Here is a 16,053-nt window from a genome sequence, read left to right on the forward strand (position 1 = left end):
TATAAACCAAGTAGGTGGATAGGTATGAGGAGGTCAGATAGGTAACAAAAGAGACAACTCACATGGGTAACACCTACATTGTGTATCGGAGGACAATCCGATGCCTTGGAAGGAAACCAAAGTGATAGAAGAAAGAATCAAGTTCATAGCAGCTGTTAAAAGTGGTCAGTGGTGTTTTGCCGATCTTTGCCGAGACTTTAATATATCGAGAAAGACTGGCTATAAATATCTAAAGAATTATGAGTCGGAAGGTATCGACGGACTCAAAGATAAATCTAGAAAAAGAATCACTCAGTCCAATGAAACTCCTGAGAAAATCGTTCACCTAATTGTATCTTTACGTGAAGACCATCCATCTTGGGGTCCCAAAAAACTCCGTCCCATACTCAAAGCAAAGTTTCATCGCATGAAACAGATTCCAAGTGAAACTACAATTGGAAACATTCTTCGCAAAAAAGGCCTAGTCAAACCTAAGAAAAAAGACCAAGAGTTCCACAGTCTCTATTTCCTTTTTCCAATGTAGTCGCTCCCAATGATGTATGGTGTGTTGATTTTAAAGGCCATTTTACAGTAGGAAATGGCAATCGCTGCGATCCACTAACAATTACAGATGCATATAGTCGCTACCTTCTAGCATGTGAAATGGCGTGAATAAAACGAATGCAGAGCAAACAAAAGCGGTATTTGAAAGGGTTTTTAAAGAATATGGACTACCACAGGCAATCAAATCAGATAATGGATCACCTTTTGCAAGTAAGGCCATTGGCATACGTGGCGTGCTTAACTAGTCTTTCTATATGGTGGTTGAAATAGGGATCCGACCGGAACGCATTGAACCAGGGAAACCATCTCAGAACGGCGTCATGAGAGAATGCACAGAACACTCAAAGAAGAAACTGCATTACCTCCAAGATCTAGTTTGGATGCACAACAGACCGCCTTTGATTCATTCCGTGAAGAATTTAATAAGGTAAGACCACATGAAGCTTTGGGTTTTCTGACACCTGCAAAAGTTTATAAATCTTCGAAAAGGACATTCCCAAAAAAGATTCTAGAGGTAGCTTATCCCACACATATTGTTACCGATAAAGTCCATGAAAGTGGTTTTGCGCAGTACGGGCCCCATCGAGTGTTCTTTGGGAATCCTTTCATTGGAGAGGTAGTTGGCTTTGAAGAGATATCTGATCGGCATTGTCGTCTTTACTTTGCGGATGCAATTCTTGGAATTTTGGATTTGTATACGAGTAAAGTGTTGAAATACCAGAGGCTATTGTATAGAATTGACTAGTAAAAGTGTAACCCATGTGAGTGATCTAAAGTGTTACCGATGTGCCTTTTCATACATTAGTTGGATGCAAAAAACAAAAAGATGAAAGTAATTCGTTAGAGGCATTAATCACCCGCTTTCTTATAAGAAGTTTATTAAACTCCAACATCAATTCAGAACTCCCTTCGAATCTCAGCGTAGCAGTACCTCGTTCCATTCGAAAGCCGTCCTCTGGACTCGGTGCTTCTCTTGGAAAAGTTCCAAAATCCCTGAAAACCATTTCTGTCTCCAAGGGAATTGCACAGGACACATTTGACTATGGATTTACAGGGCAAACTTTCCTTACCGAAGGGACATCCATTGTTTCCGAAATATTAAGAGATTCCAAACGTGACTTGGTGCTGATCAGTGGTGCATACAATACGGCAAAAACAAATCCAGGTGTTTGTATCCCTGGAGGAAAGTCCACAGTTCGAGTGACCCAATCTATGGAAGATGAGTTTCTGGAGGGAATGGAACGATTGGGTCTAAGTGCAGAGGAAGCAAGAGGGGAACTAGTCAGTTTGCAAAATGAAGGGATACTTCCTGTTATCGGACAAGCTGTCCCCACTCCCGCAATGGTATATCGAAAACTATCCAATAATGAATATGATATCCAGATAGATTATTCTTTTGCCGATTCCATTGGAACTCCACAACCTTGTCCCTCAAATAATAAATTCCAAAAGAGTATCAAATTCAAATCAGACAAAACGAAAATATTTAGTTCCATCACACGTTCCTTGAAGATTTTTGGAATTTCTTTGAGTGTAGACGCATCCATCACATACATCACTCAAGAGGGAAAAAAAGACAAAGCCATCTTAAACATCAAACAAGTCACTTCCGGTTCGGGTAATGTTGATAAATCCACAACTCGGTTTACTTTTGAAGAATGTGAAAATGATACCGATGCCAATACAAATAAATGTGTGACACTCAGTTATAGCAATGTGTATGATACAAGTTCTGGAGATAAAATCACAACTTCAGTCAAAGGAAAAACCAGTGATTTTGGTGGTTATGTGACTACCGAATACATAGACAATGCGAATGGAGAAGAATACTACTTAGAAGAAACCTATGATGAAAATGGAGAAACTGGTTACTTTGCAGTGGATTATTATGACATTGTTACTCCGGCAAATAATGAGTATGAAGAATTAGGATATTATGATTCCGATCTCTACGGTCAGTTTTATGAAAGTGGAACCAACGCTTACCAATTTGAATGGGATGCATTTGTCGATTTTTCGAGTGTTATCCCTGGGGCTAGTGGAATTGGGTTTGATGTGGGTTTTACCGAATACGATGCTTTTGTCATTATGCCTGCCGGTGTAGATCCCAATGTCTACCCAGATGAATACATAGGTTGGGGTGAGTTTTATGAAAATGACACTACACCTGGTTCTGATTATTATGTAGACTTTTATGGAACAGCGGACCAAATTCCCACTGCAGAAGTTTGGCGGTATTCTATCGATGCCAATGGAAACGAACAATACACCCTAGTCGCAAACACAATCGTACAAATTTAAAAATTCAAATTGAAACCAAACATGTTAGAAAAAAAACAAATTAGAAATTCATTTCTCCTTTTTATCCTATTCCTATTCCCAAGTATCTCTTTTGCTTCGGAGCCATTCCATAATATCCAAGGATTTTATGGAGAAAGGGCAGCAGGTCTCGGTGGTGCCTTTACTGCGATTGCCGATGACCCATCAGGCGCTTATTACAATCCTGCGGGACTTGGGTTTACTTATAACGATAGAATTTCCATCTCTGCAAGCAATTTCAAAGATGTAAAAAGAAGTTACATCAATATTGATACGCCAGGTCAAATTTATAGCCAAACACACCAAGGATTTGATCCCAACTTTATTGGTTTGTTAAAAAACTTTGATCGTTGGAAATTTGCATTTTCGATTGTAAATACTTATAATTATTCTTACAACCGAGTTGACCAAGTTAATTACCCTCTAATTTCTCCGACGATCAACTCCACAAGAAACTATACAAAAGAAAGATACAACCAACTCCTTGTGGGGCCGAGCGCAGCCTACCTACTCTCTGATAAACTCTCGATCGGAGCCACTCTTTATTACATGAATGATACAAAGGAAGTATCAAGGACTCAGTTCCAACAATTTTCTGACCTAAGCTATGTTATGCGTTCTTATGTAGACAATCGCAAAACCTCTGGGCTTATGCCAGTGATCGGAATCCAATACCAACCTATCCAAAAGGTCTCTCTCGGAATGAGTTATAGACGAATTTTTGTTATGGGGGGAAATAGGCTTTATAATGAAGTGTATGCGGACTCATCAAGAAGACCGGGGACTTCTGCCATTGATTTTATTGAAGGAACAGGTGATGGTGCTTCTGCCATTGAAGCGGGAGTCCTAACACAAAGGCCTAAACTCACTACCTCCATTCCTCAAACATCTGAGTTACGGTTTGGAATTGCCTTTTTTCCCACTTCGAGATTTTTAGCATCTTTTGATATGATTCATACAACTGGATACAAATCGAAAAGGAACCAAGATGAAATCAGTTCTTTTGGACGAAGAGTTACATATACTATCAATGACACCGAAGTTCGTGAACTAACAAGGGCCTCAACAACCAATTTTGCAGCAGGAATGGAATACTATCTTGCTGACACATTCTCCGTGTTAGCAGGTATATACACAAATGAACCGAATACAAAACCAATTTCATGGACCGAATCTGCAGTGGATTTATACTTACAAAACACTTACGGAAACCAGGTGCAGGCAAATTCGGGTGATACAAGTTTGATTTACAAAGTGGCAAGGTCTGGAACCAATCCAAGAAATGAATATTCGAGAAATAAAGGATTAAGTTTAGGTTTTTCTTGGGTCACATCCAAATCTTCTATCTCTGTTACCTATATTAGAGAAGTGGGATACGGGAACTCAAGGATTGACCCAAACTCATTGGCTCAATCCTTTGAATATAGTGCACACTCTATTTATCTCATGGTCAGTTCCAGAAATTAATTTTTTATATTTTACTTGTCCAGAAAAATCCATCTCTCATCTTTATGGAGATGGGATTGGAACTTACAGACCAAAGACTGATCAATACAATTTTAGATCAGTCGCAAAATGCCATTGCCATCTCCGATTTAGAGGGGAACCTTCAGTATGTAAATCCCGCCTTTGTTTCTCTATGGGGTTATCATTATCCCGAAGAAATACTTGGCAAAAATGCTTCCGAATTCACAGAAGATAAAGAAAAAACAAAACTCATTTTATCGGAAATTCTTTCCAAATCCCAATGGACAGGTGATTTGTGTGCCAAAAGAAAAGATGGATCTACTTTCGATATCGCAGTGACTGCCTACTGCTCCAAAGATAAAAGGGGGATTACCACCCACCTACTCGCTAATTTTTCAGACCAAACCAAAACCAAAGAACTGGAACAATATGCAAAAGACAAAGATATCTATTTTTCGCAAATTTTAGATTCCATTACCGATTTAGTTTTTTGTAAGGATAAAAATTTTCAAGTCACTTATGTAAACAAAGCTTGTGCCGATTTTTATGGAGTCACCAAACAAGATTTAATCGGAATCAAAGATGTTACCTACAATGAGGAAGAATACACAAAGGCATACCATTCAGAGGATAAAAAAGTTTTTGAAACTGGGGAAACCAGCTATGTAAGAAAAGAACCAAATCTTGGTCCTGATGGTGTCATAAGAATCTTAGAAACCGTTAAAAATCCAATTCATGACACAAATGGAAACATCAAAGAAATTGTAGGTGTTTCCAGGGATATTACGGAAACTCAAATTTTAGAAGATCGGTTACAGTTAATCACCGAAATGACTTCCGATTATATTTATACAGCAAAGATAGTAGATGGTGAAATCATTGCTGAGTGGAGTTCCAAAGAGCTGAATACAACTTCTGGATATTCTATTGAGGAAATTGGAAAGTTAGGTGGTTGGTTCAACGTCATTCTAAAAGAAGACATTCCGAATCTGGAAGAACGGATGGCAAAGATTTTGAAGGGTGAAACGGGAGTGGTTGAATACCGCATTCGTACAAAATCTGGAAAAATCAAATGGTTAAGAGACTACACTCGCCCCATTAGGGATGAAGCAGGAAATCTCATTTCTATCATCGGAGCTGCGAAGGATATAACAACCGAAAAAGAAACCGAATTAAAATACCTGTTGAGTAGCCAAAGATACCAAGCAGCGATGAATTCCGCCTTGGAAGCAATTTACTTTTTAGAAACTTTAAAAAACGAAGAAGGAGATATCATAGACTTTATCATTTCAGATGTGAACAAAAAAGCAGAAGAACAACTCGGAATGAAAAAGGAAGAATTATTGGGAAAGGGAATTTGCCAACTTTTCCCTATCAATCGGGAAAATGGTTTCTTCGAAGATTATAAAAAAGTCGTAGAATCAAAAATTCCCATCGAGCAGGAATTTCAAGTCCCTGGTAATTTTGTAGCACCAGGTTACTATTTCCACCAAGTCATACCCACTAACGATGGAATTGTGATCCAAACAAGAGACATCTCAGATAGAAAAAGAATGGAAGAACTCCTACTTCGCACAAACCGCCTAGCTAAAGTAGGGAGTTTTGATTACGACCTTAGTCATAACAAAATCACACTTTCACAAGTGGCTACAGAAATTTTAGTACAAACTTCCAAAGATATCGACCACGTGGATTTACGTTTTTTTGGTACGGAAAAATTCGGTCCCATCCTCAAACAAAAAGAAATGCATTCTATCGAAACAAAAGAGACGTTTGATTTGGAATGTCTTGTCTGTGCAGGATCAGGACATGAGTTTTGGATTCGTATCATTGCCACTCCTAAGTTTTCAGAAACCAACTGTATTGGTTTCTATGGAGCCATCCAAAACATCCATGATGAAAAACTTGTGCAAGATTCACTACTTGACAAAGAAACCTTACTTCTCGCAAAAAATCGCGAACTAGAATCTCTTTTCCAAGTAACAAATAAACAAAACGAAAGACTAAAAGAATATACTTATATAACTTCTCACAACCTACGAGCCCCCATCGCCAATCTAATCAGCCTAACAGCAATGTTAAAGGAAAACCCATCCAATTCGGAAATACTCGGGCTTATTGAATCCTCTTCCTTCCAACTGGATCAAATCATTCGCAACCTCAACGAATTATTAAATATTGAAAAAGATTCAAAAGAACTTCCTAAATCAAAAATTCCCGTTAAAGAAAGTATCGATGCACAAATTTTACTCTTAAAAAACGGCGCCAATCGAGAGATAGAATTCACAAACAATCTACCAGAAGGAATGAACCTATTAGGATTCCAAGCTTACTTTGATAGTATCATAAATAATATTCTCACCAATGCGATCAAATATACAAGTGCAGATAAAATTTGCAAAATTACCATAACATATGAGGAAACAAAAGAGTTCTTAAAAATAGCCATTCAGGACAATGGCCCAGGTATTGATATTGTCCGGCATGGTCACAAATTATTCAAAATGAACTTCCGATTACGCCAAGATATCGAAGGGAAAGGTATGGGATTATTCCTTGCGAAACACCAAATTGAATCCATGAAAGGATCGATTGAAGTTTCAAGCGAACTTGGGAAAGGTTCTATTTTCTTTTTAACCTTCCCCAAAGAACTATTTTGAACTAGGGTTAGCTAAAAAAAATTCCTTAGCATCTTCATAACCGTGCCGTAAAAGAATTTCCGCTTGTTCCTTTTTGAAATTAAGTATACTCACAAGACCTAACATCCGTTTGGGAGCAATCACTGATATTTTTGCATTTTTAAATTGTGTTCGAAGTCCGAGTAAAAAATTCTCAATGGGAGTGAGACCCTTCATCACGGCCTTTCTATATTCTAATCCTTGTTCTACACTCCTGTAGGAACCAAGAAGGTATAATTCAAACAATCGTTCGAGGGCTTCGTCTTTTGTTTCAGGTACATCCATCATCTGCACTCCCCCAACAGGAGAAAGCAGTACGACTACAATTTCTGAGGCTTCATGAGTCAGTGCCGGAAGGATGGGAGTGTTTGCCATAACTCCACCATCCCAATAAGGTTCTCCATCAATGATTTGCCAAGGAAAGATCATGGGGATAGCAGAAGATGCCAAAAGATGTTCGATCCTCAAATTAGGATTTTCGAAAAACTTTAGCTCCGATGTTAGAATGTTTACTGCAGAAATAATGACTTTTGTTTTCGATTCATTGAGGGTTGTAAAATCTAAGTTTTCATGGATGAATTTTTTTAATGGATAGGTTTCAACAAGTGGATAGTATTTCCTTCGGAAAAGTCCCTTTAACATGTTCCACACCGAATAACGCATGATATTTTTTTGATTGAGTCGAAGCCATAATTCAGATAACAAACTGGAATTCATTCCTGAACCAATGGCACAAGCATTGATCGCACCGACCGACGTTCCACAAATGATATCCGGTTTCCAATGGATTTCTTCTAAATACCGCAAAACTCCTGCTTGGTAAGCACCTCTTGCCCCACCTCCAGATAAAACCAGAGCTCTTTTTTTAGCCATATTATTTCCCTCCCGAAAAAATATCCCGACCTGTCACATACCTTTCCTTCCACCATTTTTCATTTAAGGATTGGATCACAACTCCACGGCTAGTTGATGCATGGATAAAATTCCCATTCTCTAAAACCACTCCCACATGGGTAATTTTACTTGTGTTTGGTGATGCAGAAAAAAACACTAAATTTCCAATTTGTTGTTTATCGCGTGTAACAGATTTACCAATTTGAGATTGGTCTCTGGCTGACCTTGGAATCATCCGTTCACTCATTCCAATTTTTGGATCCGTTAGAATTGATTTGGTAAGACCTGAACAATCCACTCCGCGCCGAGAATAACCACCATAAAGATAGGGAGTTCCTATCCACGGACGGCCCACAGGATCAACTAACTTCCGTTTACCGTTTTCTCCATTATTTGTGGGACCAGAAACACTTTGTTCTTCTAAAAAGATTAAGTTGGGATCCAATTTTGGTCTTTCTTTAGTAATCCACTCTCCTTGGTCATTCCAAATAATCTCGGTGCGTCTTTCGGATTTTTGAAAGTTCTCTTTGGATGTAGTAAGTGATAACAAAGGAATGGTATCGGCTTTCACTGTTTCCCAATGTTTTTCATCAATTTTTGATTTTTCACTGGCGAACCAGTCGGTAAAAAACTTAGTTCTTTTTTCTTCCGTTAGGTTTTGGATTTGCCTTGGTAAAATAGATTCCAAACGTTTGATTGTGACATTCGGATCCTCTTCTTTTTTTCTTGATAAAACAACCAACCGTCCCGCAACCAAAACAGAAGCACCACTCCATTGTTTGATTTTTGCAATCCGTAAAATATCAGAAACTGTTTCGTCGGGTAATTTGGAGAGAGTCATTTCCTTAAAAAATTTACCTAAATAGGGAATATCCTTTTTGTTAGGTTTTGTGGTGATAAAATAAGGAATTAATTCTTCCGTTTCTTCCCATCTAAATCCATAATCAGAGAGGATAACAAACCTTTCGACTTCCTCTGCAAACTCAGAAGCAGGCATGGACTCAAAAGCAGCCCAAACTCGAAGTGACTGAACAATTTCTTTCACTGAATTGTCGTTGGCCCGATCCCCTAAACGTTTTCGAATTTCATTTCGAATCAGAAGTGTTTCCTGTTTGTTATAAACAGAAGCAACTAACAAATCTAAGTTTTGTGCAGAAAGGGAATTTTCTGTAAGAAAAAAAAGGCAAAAAACAACCAAAGTCATACGAAACTGATAAAAGGAAAACATTCTTTGTATAATAGCTTATTGTTTCTATTGTAAAGTAGGATTTATAAATTTCTCTCGGTTGCGAATGATTTTATCTATGGAAGAAACATAACCCAATTCAATCAGCCGTTCATACGCAAACCAATCCAAAAGTCCGAAGTTATTGGTGGGAATTTGCAAAAACAAATCAGAGATCTTTTCCGTTTGTCGAATGCGGTCTCTACTGGAGGAAAGGATCGAGCGAATGATGATGTCCCCGATAGGTGGAAACTTTGGCCTGAGAATTTCATTAAAATTGATTAAGTTAGTAATCTGTGTCAAAGGGTGTGTCATCACTCCTGGATTTGTTTTATCAAAATATGCACTTAGTTCCTTATCCTGATCAGGATAAATGTCACCAAATACATCTACAGAAATTACTTTTCCAACCCCTCGTTCCTTTAAGGTGATTCCAGGAACATTGTCTAAAACTCCGCCATCTACATAAACAACTCCGTCGTCGATCAAAGGAGGAACAATACCTGGAATGGAGGTACTAGCCCGGATCGCTTTCCACAAATCTCCTCTATCATGAACATGAATTTCAGAGTGAGATAGGTCTGTAGAAATTGCATAAAAAGGAATCCATAAATCTTCGATTTGAATCGAACCAAAAAATTGACGGATTGCCTCTGTATATTTTTTACCTGTCGTGAGAGATAAAACAGGAACAGTATATTCGTTTAACAGGTCTTTGGAGACCCAAAATGCTTTTGCTTTTTCTTTGCTTCCGCTACTTGATTCCCCCATAGCAATCAGAGCTGCAAAGATAGAACCAGCACTCGTTCCAGAGACCATATCAATTGGAATTTGGTTTTCCTCTAAGGCAGAAAGAACTCCCAGATGGGCAAAACCCTTCGCACCACCACCACCGAGTGCAAGCCCAATGGACTTACCGAGTAACCCCCGACCAAGTCTTTCCCAAGTATCCAACCTGTCCAAATGGACATGGAAATGACGGTTAAACTTTCTTTTCTGGAAATGGCGAATGGTTCCTGGAACCACCTCTACTGCATTAGGTTGAACTAGAATCAAAATCTGTGTTCTGTCCTTAAATTGTTTTTTATCCAAAAGCGATTCCAAATGGATAGAATTTGGTCCAACATTCGCATCTTTGATAAACAAAATAGAATCGGACTGACGCAAAGCCCTTTGTGTCCATGTTGTAACTTCTTTGCCATCTTCTAATACATAAAAAACAAAATCAAACTCAGCCTCCATCTGAGAGAAAAAACGAATGATCCAAGGTTCCCTATCTTTCTCATCTAACGACATCAACTCAACGGTTCTCTCAAGAAACATCTTTTCATCAACAACACAAAAAGATCCATACCGAAGGAATATAAGACCTATTTTATGAATGATTTCCTCTAAACTTTCTTTGGATAAAGAACTTAAGATGGAGAAGGTTTTGGATACAGGTACGAAACCTTTGTTATCCGTTTTGGCATGCGCCAAACGTTCTGCGATGATTTTTGTAATTTGTAAAAGACTATCTGGGTATTTAAGGAGAATGGAGAGAGCCACTTCCCTTGGGACACGGATGAGCTCGGAATCTCGAATGGCCTTCACTGTGGCAGAACGTTTTTCTCCCGTGAACAAACTGAGTTCGCCAATGATATCAAGTCTTTTGAATTCACCAACATCGCGAATAGTTCCATCAGTTGAGCGTTTTTCATAACGGAGTTTGCCTGCTGCGAGAATGTATAAATCACTGCCCTCTGAGTTTTCCTCAAATAATACCTCTCCTCCAGGCAAAAATTCCCGAACGGTATTTTCTTTCATTTCGCGAAGTACAGTATGAGGTAAGTTTTTAAAAAGATCTGCCAAAGTAAGATATTGTGTCAAAGCAGAATGTTTCGATTTTCGAATTTGTTTCACTTATTTGAATTTATGAAATAGATACAAAAACACAACCTCCTTTTCGGTTTCAAAAAACAAAAGAGTTGTCGCCAAACGGATGGGATCATAAACTCTGGAAGTGGGACTAAAGAGATGATTGCAAGTTTACGCGGAAAATTAATTCAACTAGAAATGGATCATCTGATCATAGATGTGGCTGGTGTTGGTTATGAAGTCCACATTCCCTTTCCCTTACATTTAGAATGTAAGGAGAAAATGAAAGAAGAGATTTTTTTACATATCTTTCATTCTATCACAGATAGAGGAGAACGCCTCTTTGGATTTTCTACAAGAAAAGATAGAGAACTTTTCCAACTCATTAAGTCTTTACATGGGATTGGCGAACTCACTGCCCTTAAAATCCTATCCTTTTTCCATGCAGATGATTTGTATAAAATTGCAAAAGAAGATGATCGTAAAACTTTGGAAAAAATTCCTAAAGTCAAAGGCAAAACTTCAGAAAAAATACTTTTTGAAATCAAACAAAACTTAAAAAAATTAGAAATGTTTCTCAATGATGAATCCACAAAAACAGTTTCAGAAGATAGAGAGACAGACCTGGCAACCCTTGCCCTTATACAACTAGGTTTTGACGAAAAAACTGCCACGAAACAAGTGCTAGATGCAAAAAAACTAAATCCTGGTTATACGGCGTCAGAAATTGTAAAACAAGTCATTACCGGAACTCGGTAACTCAAAACATACGGAGGAGATACCACTTCCCCTCCCATTTGACAAAACTAGGATTGATCAAATACCGTTCTAACTTTGGATTTTCTGCAAACCGAAACTTAACTTCTACTTCCTCGCTAGAACCCACATAAAAATCGACCCAAACCTGTTTGGCTGTAAGAAAAACATCTCGTACGGTGAGATTCCCTAAACTGCCCTTCTTTTGGTCCAACTTCTTCGAATCAAAATAATAAATTTGAAAGTATCCATTTGAATTTTTCAAATCTTTCTCCACTTCTACATAAGTCCAATACCCTTTGGCATCCACATACAAACCTTTTTCTGGATGAATCAGACTGGGAAGGTGAACAAAAGAACTGGCACAAAGATCTCCGAGTAACACTTTGATTACACTCAAAAGATAAGTCTGGTCAAATTTGGAAAGGGTAGTTCCGTAAACAGTTCCCAAGGATAAAGGGATGGGGCAACCTATTTCTTTGGCATTTGTTTTGGAAAGAGAAACCGTATCGGCGGGAGGAACTTCCTTTTCGATGAGTTGGCAACTAAAAGAGAAAAAAATAATAAAAAAAGATAAAAGTTTGGGTTGCAGGTGCATCACATCGTTTTGTTGAGAAGGTCCTCAAACAAATCCCCGCTATACATCTCGAGTGCTCCGTTACTCGCAGCGATAATTTTTTTCCCACCTTCCGTTACGTCAAAATTACCAATTACATAACCTCTTGTGGCACCTAACTCTTCCATTTGGTTTGTCATCTCTCGAAGGAATACATCGGATACCTTAGCGTCCTTCCATTTGCGAACACGGAATAGTGCCCTTTTATTGACGTCTTCTTTCGAAGAAGCGAGTAAATTCACACCATCCCCTTCTGGGTTGGAAATCTCCTTGGTGACTCGATACCCCATACTCATCACCATACGAGTGGCCTGATTTTTAAAATTAGTTCCAGGAAGACTGATAAACTTTTCAAATTTATCCAACCCCAACATATCCAATTTGGAAGTTAGTTTTTTTCCGCTGTCATCCACCATACCTTTGATGTTAAAGGGTTTGGACGATCGCATTCCACTCAGTTCAAAGTATCTAGAATTTGGAAATAAATTGACAGAAAGCAAATTGAGTTCGCGGGAAAGGTCATATTCATGTATCAAAGATTCAACAGTTCCAGTTCCACGTTCCAGTCTATATTTTAAATTGGCAAGGGCCACCACATCGGGATCCTCTAACCGTTCTACTTCAGCCTCAATTAAATATTCGGAAGCATCATCCAAACGACCCATATAAATGGTAATCATAGCAAAGTGAATACTGCTTTCGATGATTTCACTATGCCAGGCATTGAGCCTTGCCATCTCCATACAAAGTCTTCCATACTTTAATGCTTCTGGAAAATTTTGCATCAGGATGGCTTCTGTCATTAAAAATTGGAACAAAGTGAACCGAACAAATTCGTCTTCGATCTGTTCGCTGATGGCAACAGCAGTTTTGACTGCGTCCTTGTGTTTGTTTTCGCGAGACAAAGAAAGTGCATATAAAAAACCAGAGACGGGTGACTTTTCTAATTTATAGGCCTTTTCGAAGTAATCTTTTTCCTTTCCGCCTCCTGTCACTCCAGAGATCACACCCCGAGCGATGAAGTAAGAGGAGATGTTGATTTTTTCCTCCGGGATCCGAGAAAAAAAATGGTCGGCAATTTTGAATTCTTTTTGTCCGAGTGCCATAAATCCCAACCGAAGGCAGGCAATGGGATTGGACCTGTCGGCTTGGAGAGTGTCTAAATAATGAAAAAAAGCTTCTTCAAAAAAATCTTTGTTATAATAGATATCCGCAATGCGATTAGAAACCGTTACAGAATCGATTTCTTTTGTATACCGGTTGTTCTTTTTTATGATTTCAAGGTGTTTGGCTTCGTTTAGAGGGTCATTTTCCATGGCATAGATCTTTGCCATGACGTAGTGGCCATAAGGGTTTTGGTGGTCTTCTTCTAGTTTTTCACGGACAAGGGCCCTGGCATCTAAAAAGTTCCCGAGAGTGGCGAGGCTCAGTGCCTTAGCATAACTATCCCGTCTCTGCCCGACAATGAAGGTCAAGAGAAACCCGAGCATAATGACTGCTGCTCCCACAAAGATAAAAAATGCCAAATTCGATTACTTCCTATTTTCCTATTTTAGTTGGTAAAAAAGAGTCTTACGTCAATTCTGTCCTGGAAGTGATACAACTCACCTACATTTCGTTTGCCCTTCGCCTTCTCTTCCGGGATCGACTCTATTCGGTGGCCTATGGCCTCGTCGGAACCCTGGTTTTTACATTCTTCTTACTCACCATAAGGATCCACTTCCATTTGTACTCAGGAGTGTCCCTTACTAGTATCGTTTCCTTTGACCAATCTCCGCAGATTCTTTTTTATTCCACGAGTTTTGCACTCATGACTCTCTTTTTCTTCCATTGCCTCCACGGACTCGGAGACATCGGTGTGATGATGGCCATCGGGGGGAACAGACTCGGTTGTATTTGGCTACATTCCTTGTCCTTATTTTTCCTATTTCTTCCCAGTTTCCTACTGGCAATCATGATCAACATTGGATATCTAAATCCACCTACAGATTTTGGTATCGGCAATGAATTAAAATCCATTTTTACTTGTTTGGTTCTCTTTATTGCCCTCGGTCTTTTGGTATCTGTTCCCACAATTGGAATCAGTACCTATATCGATCCTTACAAATCGATCAGGAGACAAAAGTAATGTTACTTCGTGTTCACAACCTAACCAAACGATTTGGCAAAGACGAAGCCGTGAGTTCTGTTAGCTTCGATGTGAACCAAGGGGATTATGTTGCCATCATTGGCCCATCGGGATCGGGCAAAACCACTTTACTTTCCATGCTCACAGGTATGCTCTCTCCGACAGAAGGTGATATTCTCTATGACCAAATCAAACTCTCGCAAATTTCCAAACAAGAACTGGCAGAAATTCGTGCAAGGGACTTAGGACTCGTATTCCAGTTTTCCGAACTTGTCGGAAATCTAACCATCAAAGAAAACATTCTTTTGCCGGCTCTTTTTACACGAAAGTTTTCCAATGCGGACTACATTCGTAAATGCGATTATTTGATCGAACATTTAAAGTTAGGCGACATCCAAAACGCAATTCCTCGAACTTTGTCCGGGGGACAAATCCAAAAAGCAGCAATTGCTCGTTCTCTTATCAACGATCCAGCAATCTTATTTGCAGATGAGCCATCGGGAGATTTGGATCCTGAAAATAGTTTTCTTGTCCAACTCCTCCTTGCGGAGTATAACAAAAGAAACCACTCTATTATCCTTGTCACACATGATATGAAACTTGCCTTTGATGCACAAACCGTTTACGAAATGAAAAACGGAAAGTTCGCCCAGGTAATTAAGGGAGAATGAGTTTGCGAAGTGCCATCGGAGTAGATGTTGGCGGGGGAAGCATTCGGGTTAGCCTCTTCGATGAAAGTGGAAACGAACTTAAGTCCCAAGTTTCCCCCACACCGGATCACTTGGACAACGATAGTTTCCTAAAAATCTTAAAAGATACCATTCGTCCTCTCGCAAAAGATGGGATAGGAATTGGTGTGGGTTCGCCCGGCCCCTTGGACAATGAACGTGGAGTGTTGATCTCCAGTGCAAATATGATAGGACTAAAAAACCTGCGCATCAAAGAATCACTCACCCAAGAATTCTCTCTTCCCGTTTGGTATGAAAATGATGCCAACTGTGCTGCATTAGGTGAAGCTTACTTTGGTATTTATAAAAATACAGAATCACAACTGATACTCACTTTGGGAACTGGTGTCGGTGGTGGTTTTGTGAACAAAGGTATTTTGTATTCTGGGTATTTGGGGAATGGAATTGAAATTGGCCATACCACTTCTGTGATTGGAGGAGCCCTTTGCGGATGTGGAGTTCATGGTTGTGTGGAGAGTTACTTTTCCACACGAGGGTTACTCGGTCGTTATAAAGAGAAGTCAAACAAAACGCTGGAAAATGCCGAAGAATTTTTTCAATTGGTTAGAAACAATGATCCACTTGCCAAAGAAATATTAAATTTTGGAACCTTGGCTCTGGCACACGCAGTCAGAAATGCCGTCCACTTACTGAACCCAGAGGCAGTTGTCTTTGTTGGGGGAATCACAAAATCTTATGACCTATTTGGGAAAAAATTAGAATCCGAAATCAGATCGTCCATCTTTCCTGTATTAAATGACAGATTAAAAATTGGTGCCGGGGGAAGTCTCTCGGGAGCTTTAGGTGCTGCATCTCTTGTGTTTTCGAAGGAGAAAGTATAG

The 16,053-nt window shown here is 39.2% G+C and carries 12 protein-coding genes and 1 pseudogene; 8 read left to right on the plus strand and 5 right to left on the minus strand.

The window, feature by feature from the left end; all coding sequences use genetic code 11:
- Positions 1 to 100 precede the first annotated feature (100 nt).
- The 4 genes and pseudogenes from LEP1GSC199_RS22230 (at position 101) to LEP1GSC199_RS00155 (ending at position 6,989) form a co-directional block, all read left to right on the plus strand.
- Positions 101 to 1,288: pseudogene (locus tag LEP1GSC199_RS22230) on the plus strand (DDE-type integrase/transposase/recombinase).
- Between the two features lie 41 nt (positions 1,289 to 1,329).
- Positions 1,330 to 2,844, plus strand: a complete 1,515-nt coding sequence (locus LEP1GSC199_RS00145) for a hypothetical protein (RefSeq protein WP_002975885.1) — start codon at positions 1,330 to 1,332, stop codon at positions 2,842 to 2,844.
- A 21-nt stretch (positions 2,845 to 2,865) separates the two neighbouring features.
- Positions 2,866 to 4,329 (plus strand): OmpP1/FadL family transporter, encoded by a 1,464-nt coding sequence (locus tag LEP1GSC199_RS00150; protein WP_002975897.1) that lies wholly within the window; start codon positions 2,866 to 2,868, stop codon positions 4,327 to 4,329.
- Positions 4,330 to 4,379: 50 nt separating this feature from the next.
- A complete protein-coding gene (locus LEP1GSC199_RS00155; RefSeq protein ID WP_039925659.1) occupies positions 4,380 to 6,989 on the plus strand; it encodes a PAS domain-containing sensor histidine kinase in 2,610 nt (869 codons plus the stop codon).
- Here LEP1GSC199_RS00155 and LEP1GSC199_RS00160 read toward each other — a convergent pair.
- Genes LEP1GSC199_RS00160 through LEP1GSC199_RS00170 form a run of 3 tightly spaced genes read right to left on the minus strand, consistent with a single transcriptional unit; the run spans position 6,981 to position 11,028 of the window.
- Positions 6,981 to 7,880: a patatin-like phospholipase family protein gene (locus tag LEP1GSC199_RS00160; RefSeq protein WP_002975884.1), complete on the minus strand. Its 900-nt coding sequence runs from the start codon at positions 7,878 to 7,880 to the stop codon at positions 6,981 to 6,983. The two genes, LEP1GSC199_RS00155 and LEP1GSC199_RS00160, sit on opposite strands and share 9 nt — an antisense overlap.
- 1 nt (position 7,881) lies before the next feature.
- Positions 7,882 to 9,129 (minus strand): C40 family peptidase, encoded by a 1,248-nt coding sequence (locus LEP1GSC199_RS00165; protein ID WP_002975951.1) that lies wholly within the window; start codon positions 9,127 to 9,129, stop codon positions 7,882 to 7,884.
- 24 nt (positions 9,130 to 9,153) lie between these two features.
- Positions 9,154 to 11,028, minus strand: coding sequence for a patatin-like phospholipase family protein (locus tag LEP1GSC199_RS00170; RefSeq protein WP_002975936.1), 1,875 nt, complete (start codon positions 11,026 to 11,028; stop codon positions 9,154 to 9,156).
- Between the two features lie 114 nt (positions 11,029 to 11,142).
- On the opposite strand from LEP1GSC199_RS00170, the gene ruvA reads away from it, so the two are divergent.
- Positions 11,143 to 11,742: a Holliday junction branch migration protein RuvA gene (gene ruvA / locus LEP1GSC199_RS00175; protein ID WP_002975889.1), complete on the plus strand. Its 600-nt coding sequence runs from the start codon at positions 11,143 to 11,145 to the stop codon at positions 11,740 to 11,742.
- 1 nt (position 11,743) lies between these two features.
- Here ruvA and LEP1GSC199_RS00180 read toward each other — a convergent pair whose 3' ends face one another.
- Both LEP1GSC199_RS00180 and LEP1GSC199_RS00185 read right to left on the minus strand, forming a co-directional pair.
- Positions 11,744 to 12,337: a hypothetical protein gene (locus LEP1GSC199_RS00180; protein ID WP_002975920.1), complete on the minus strand. Its 594-nt coding sequence runs from the start codon at positions 12,335 to 12,337 to the stop codon at positions 11,744 to 11,746.
- Complete coding sequence (locus tag LEP1GSC199_RS00185; RefSeq protein WP_002975909.1) at positions 12,337 to 13,881, minus strand: tetratricopeptide repeat protein; 1,545 nt, start codon at positions 13,879 to 13,881, stop codon at positions 12,337 to 12,339. The genes LEP1GSC199_RS00180 and LEP1GSC199_RS00185 overlap by 1 nt, the downstream gene beginning before the upstream one ends.
- On the opposite strand from LEP1GSC199_RS00185, the gene LEP1GSC199_RS00190 reads away from it, so the two are divergent.
- The 3 genes from LEP1GSC199_RS00190 to LEP1GSC199_RS00200 are packed head-to-tail and all read left to right on the plus strand — an operon-like array spanning position 13,875 to position 16,053.
- On the plus strand, positions 13,875 to 14,483 hold the full coding sequence (locus LEP1GSC199_RS00190) for a hypothetical protein (protein ID WP_002975893.1): 609 nt from the start codon (positions 13,875 to 13,877) through the stop codon (positions 14,481 to 14,483). The genes LEP1GSC199_RS00185 and LEP1GSC199_RS00190 overlap by 7 nt on opposite strands.
- A complete protein-coding gene (locus LEP1GSC199_RS00195) occupies positions 14,483 to 15,154 on the plus strand; it encodes an ABC transporter ATP-binding protein (RefSeq protein ID WP_002975886.1) in 672 nt (223 codons plus the stop codon). The genes LEP1GSC199_RS00190 and LEP1GSC199_RS00195 overlap by 1 nt, the downstream gene beginning before the upstream one ends.
- A 2-nt stretch (positions 15,155 to 15,156) precedes the next feature.
- Complete coding sequence (locus LEP1GSC199_RS00200; RefSeq protein ID WP_002975879.1) at positions 15,157 to 16,053, plus strand: ROK family protein; 897 nt, start codon at positions 15,157 to 15,159, stop codon at positions 16,051 to 16,053.

The sequence above is a fragment of the Leptospira vanthielii serovar Holland str. Waz Holland = ATCC 700522 genome, from assembly GCF_000332455.1.
Lineage (GTDB): Bacteria > Spirochaetota > Leptospiria > Leptospirales > Leptospiraceae > Leptospira_A > Leptospira_A vanthielii.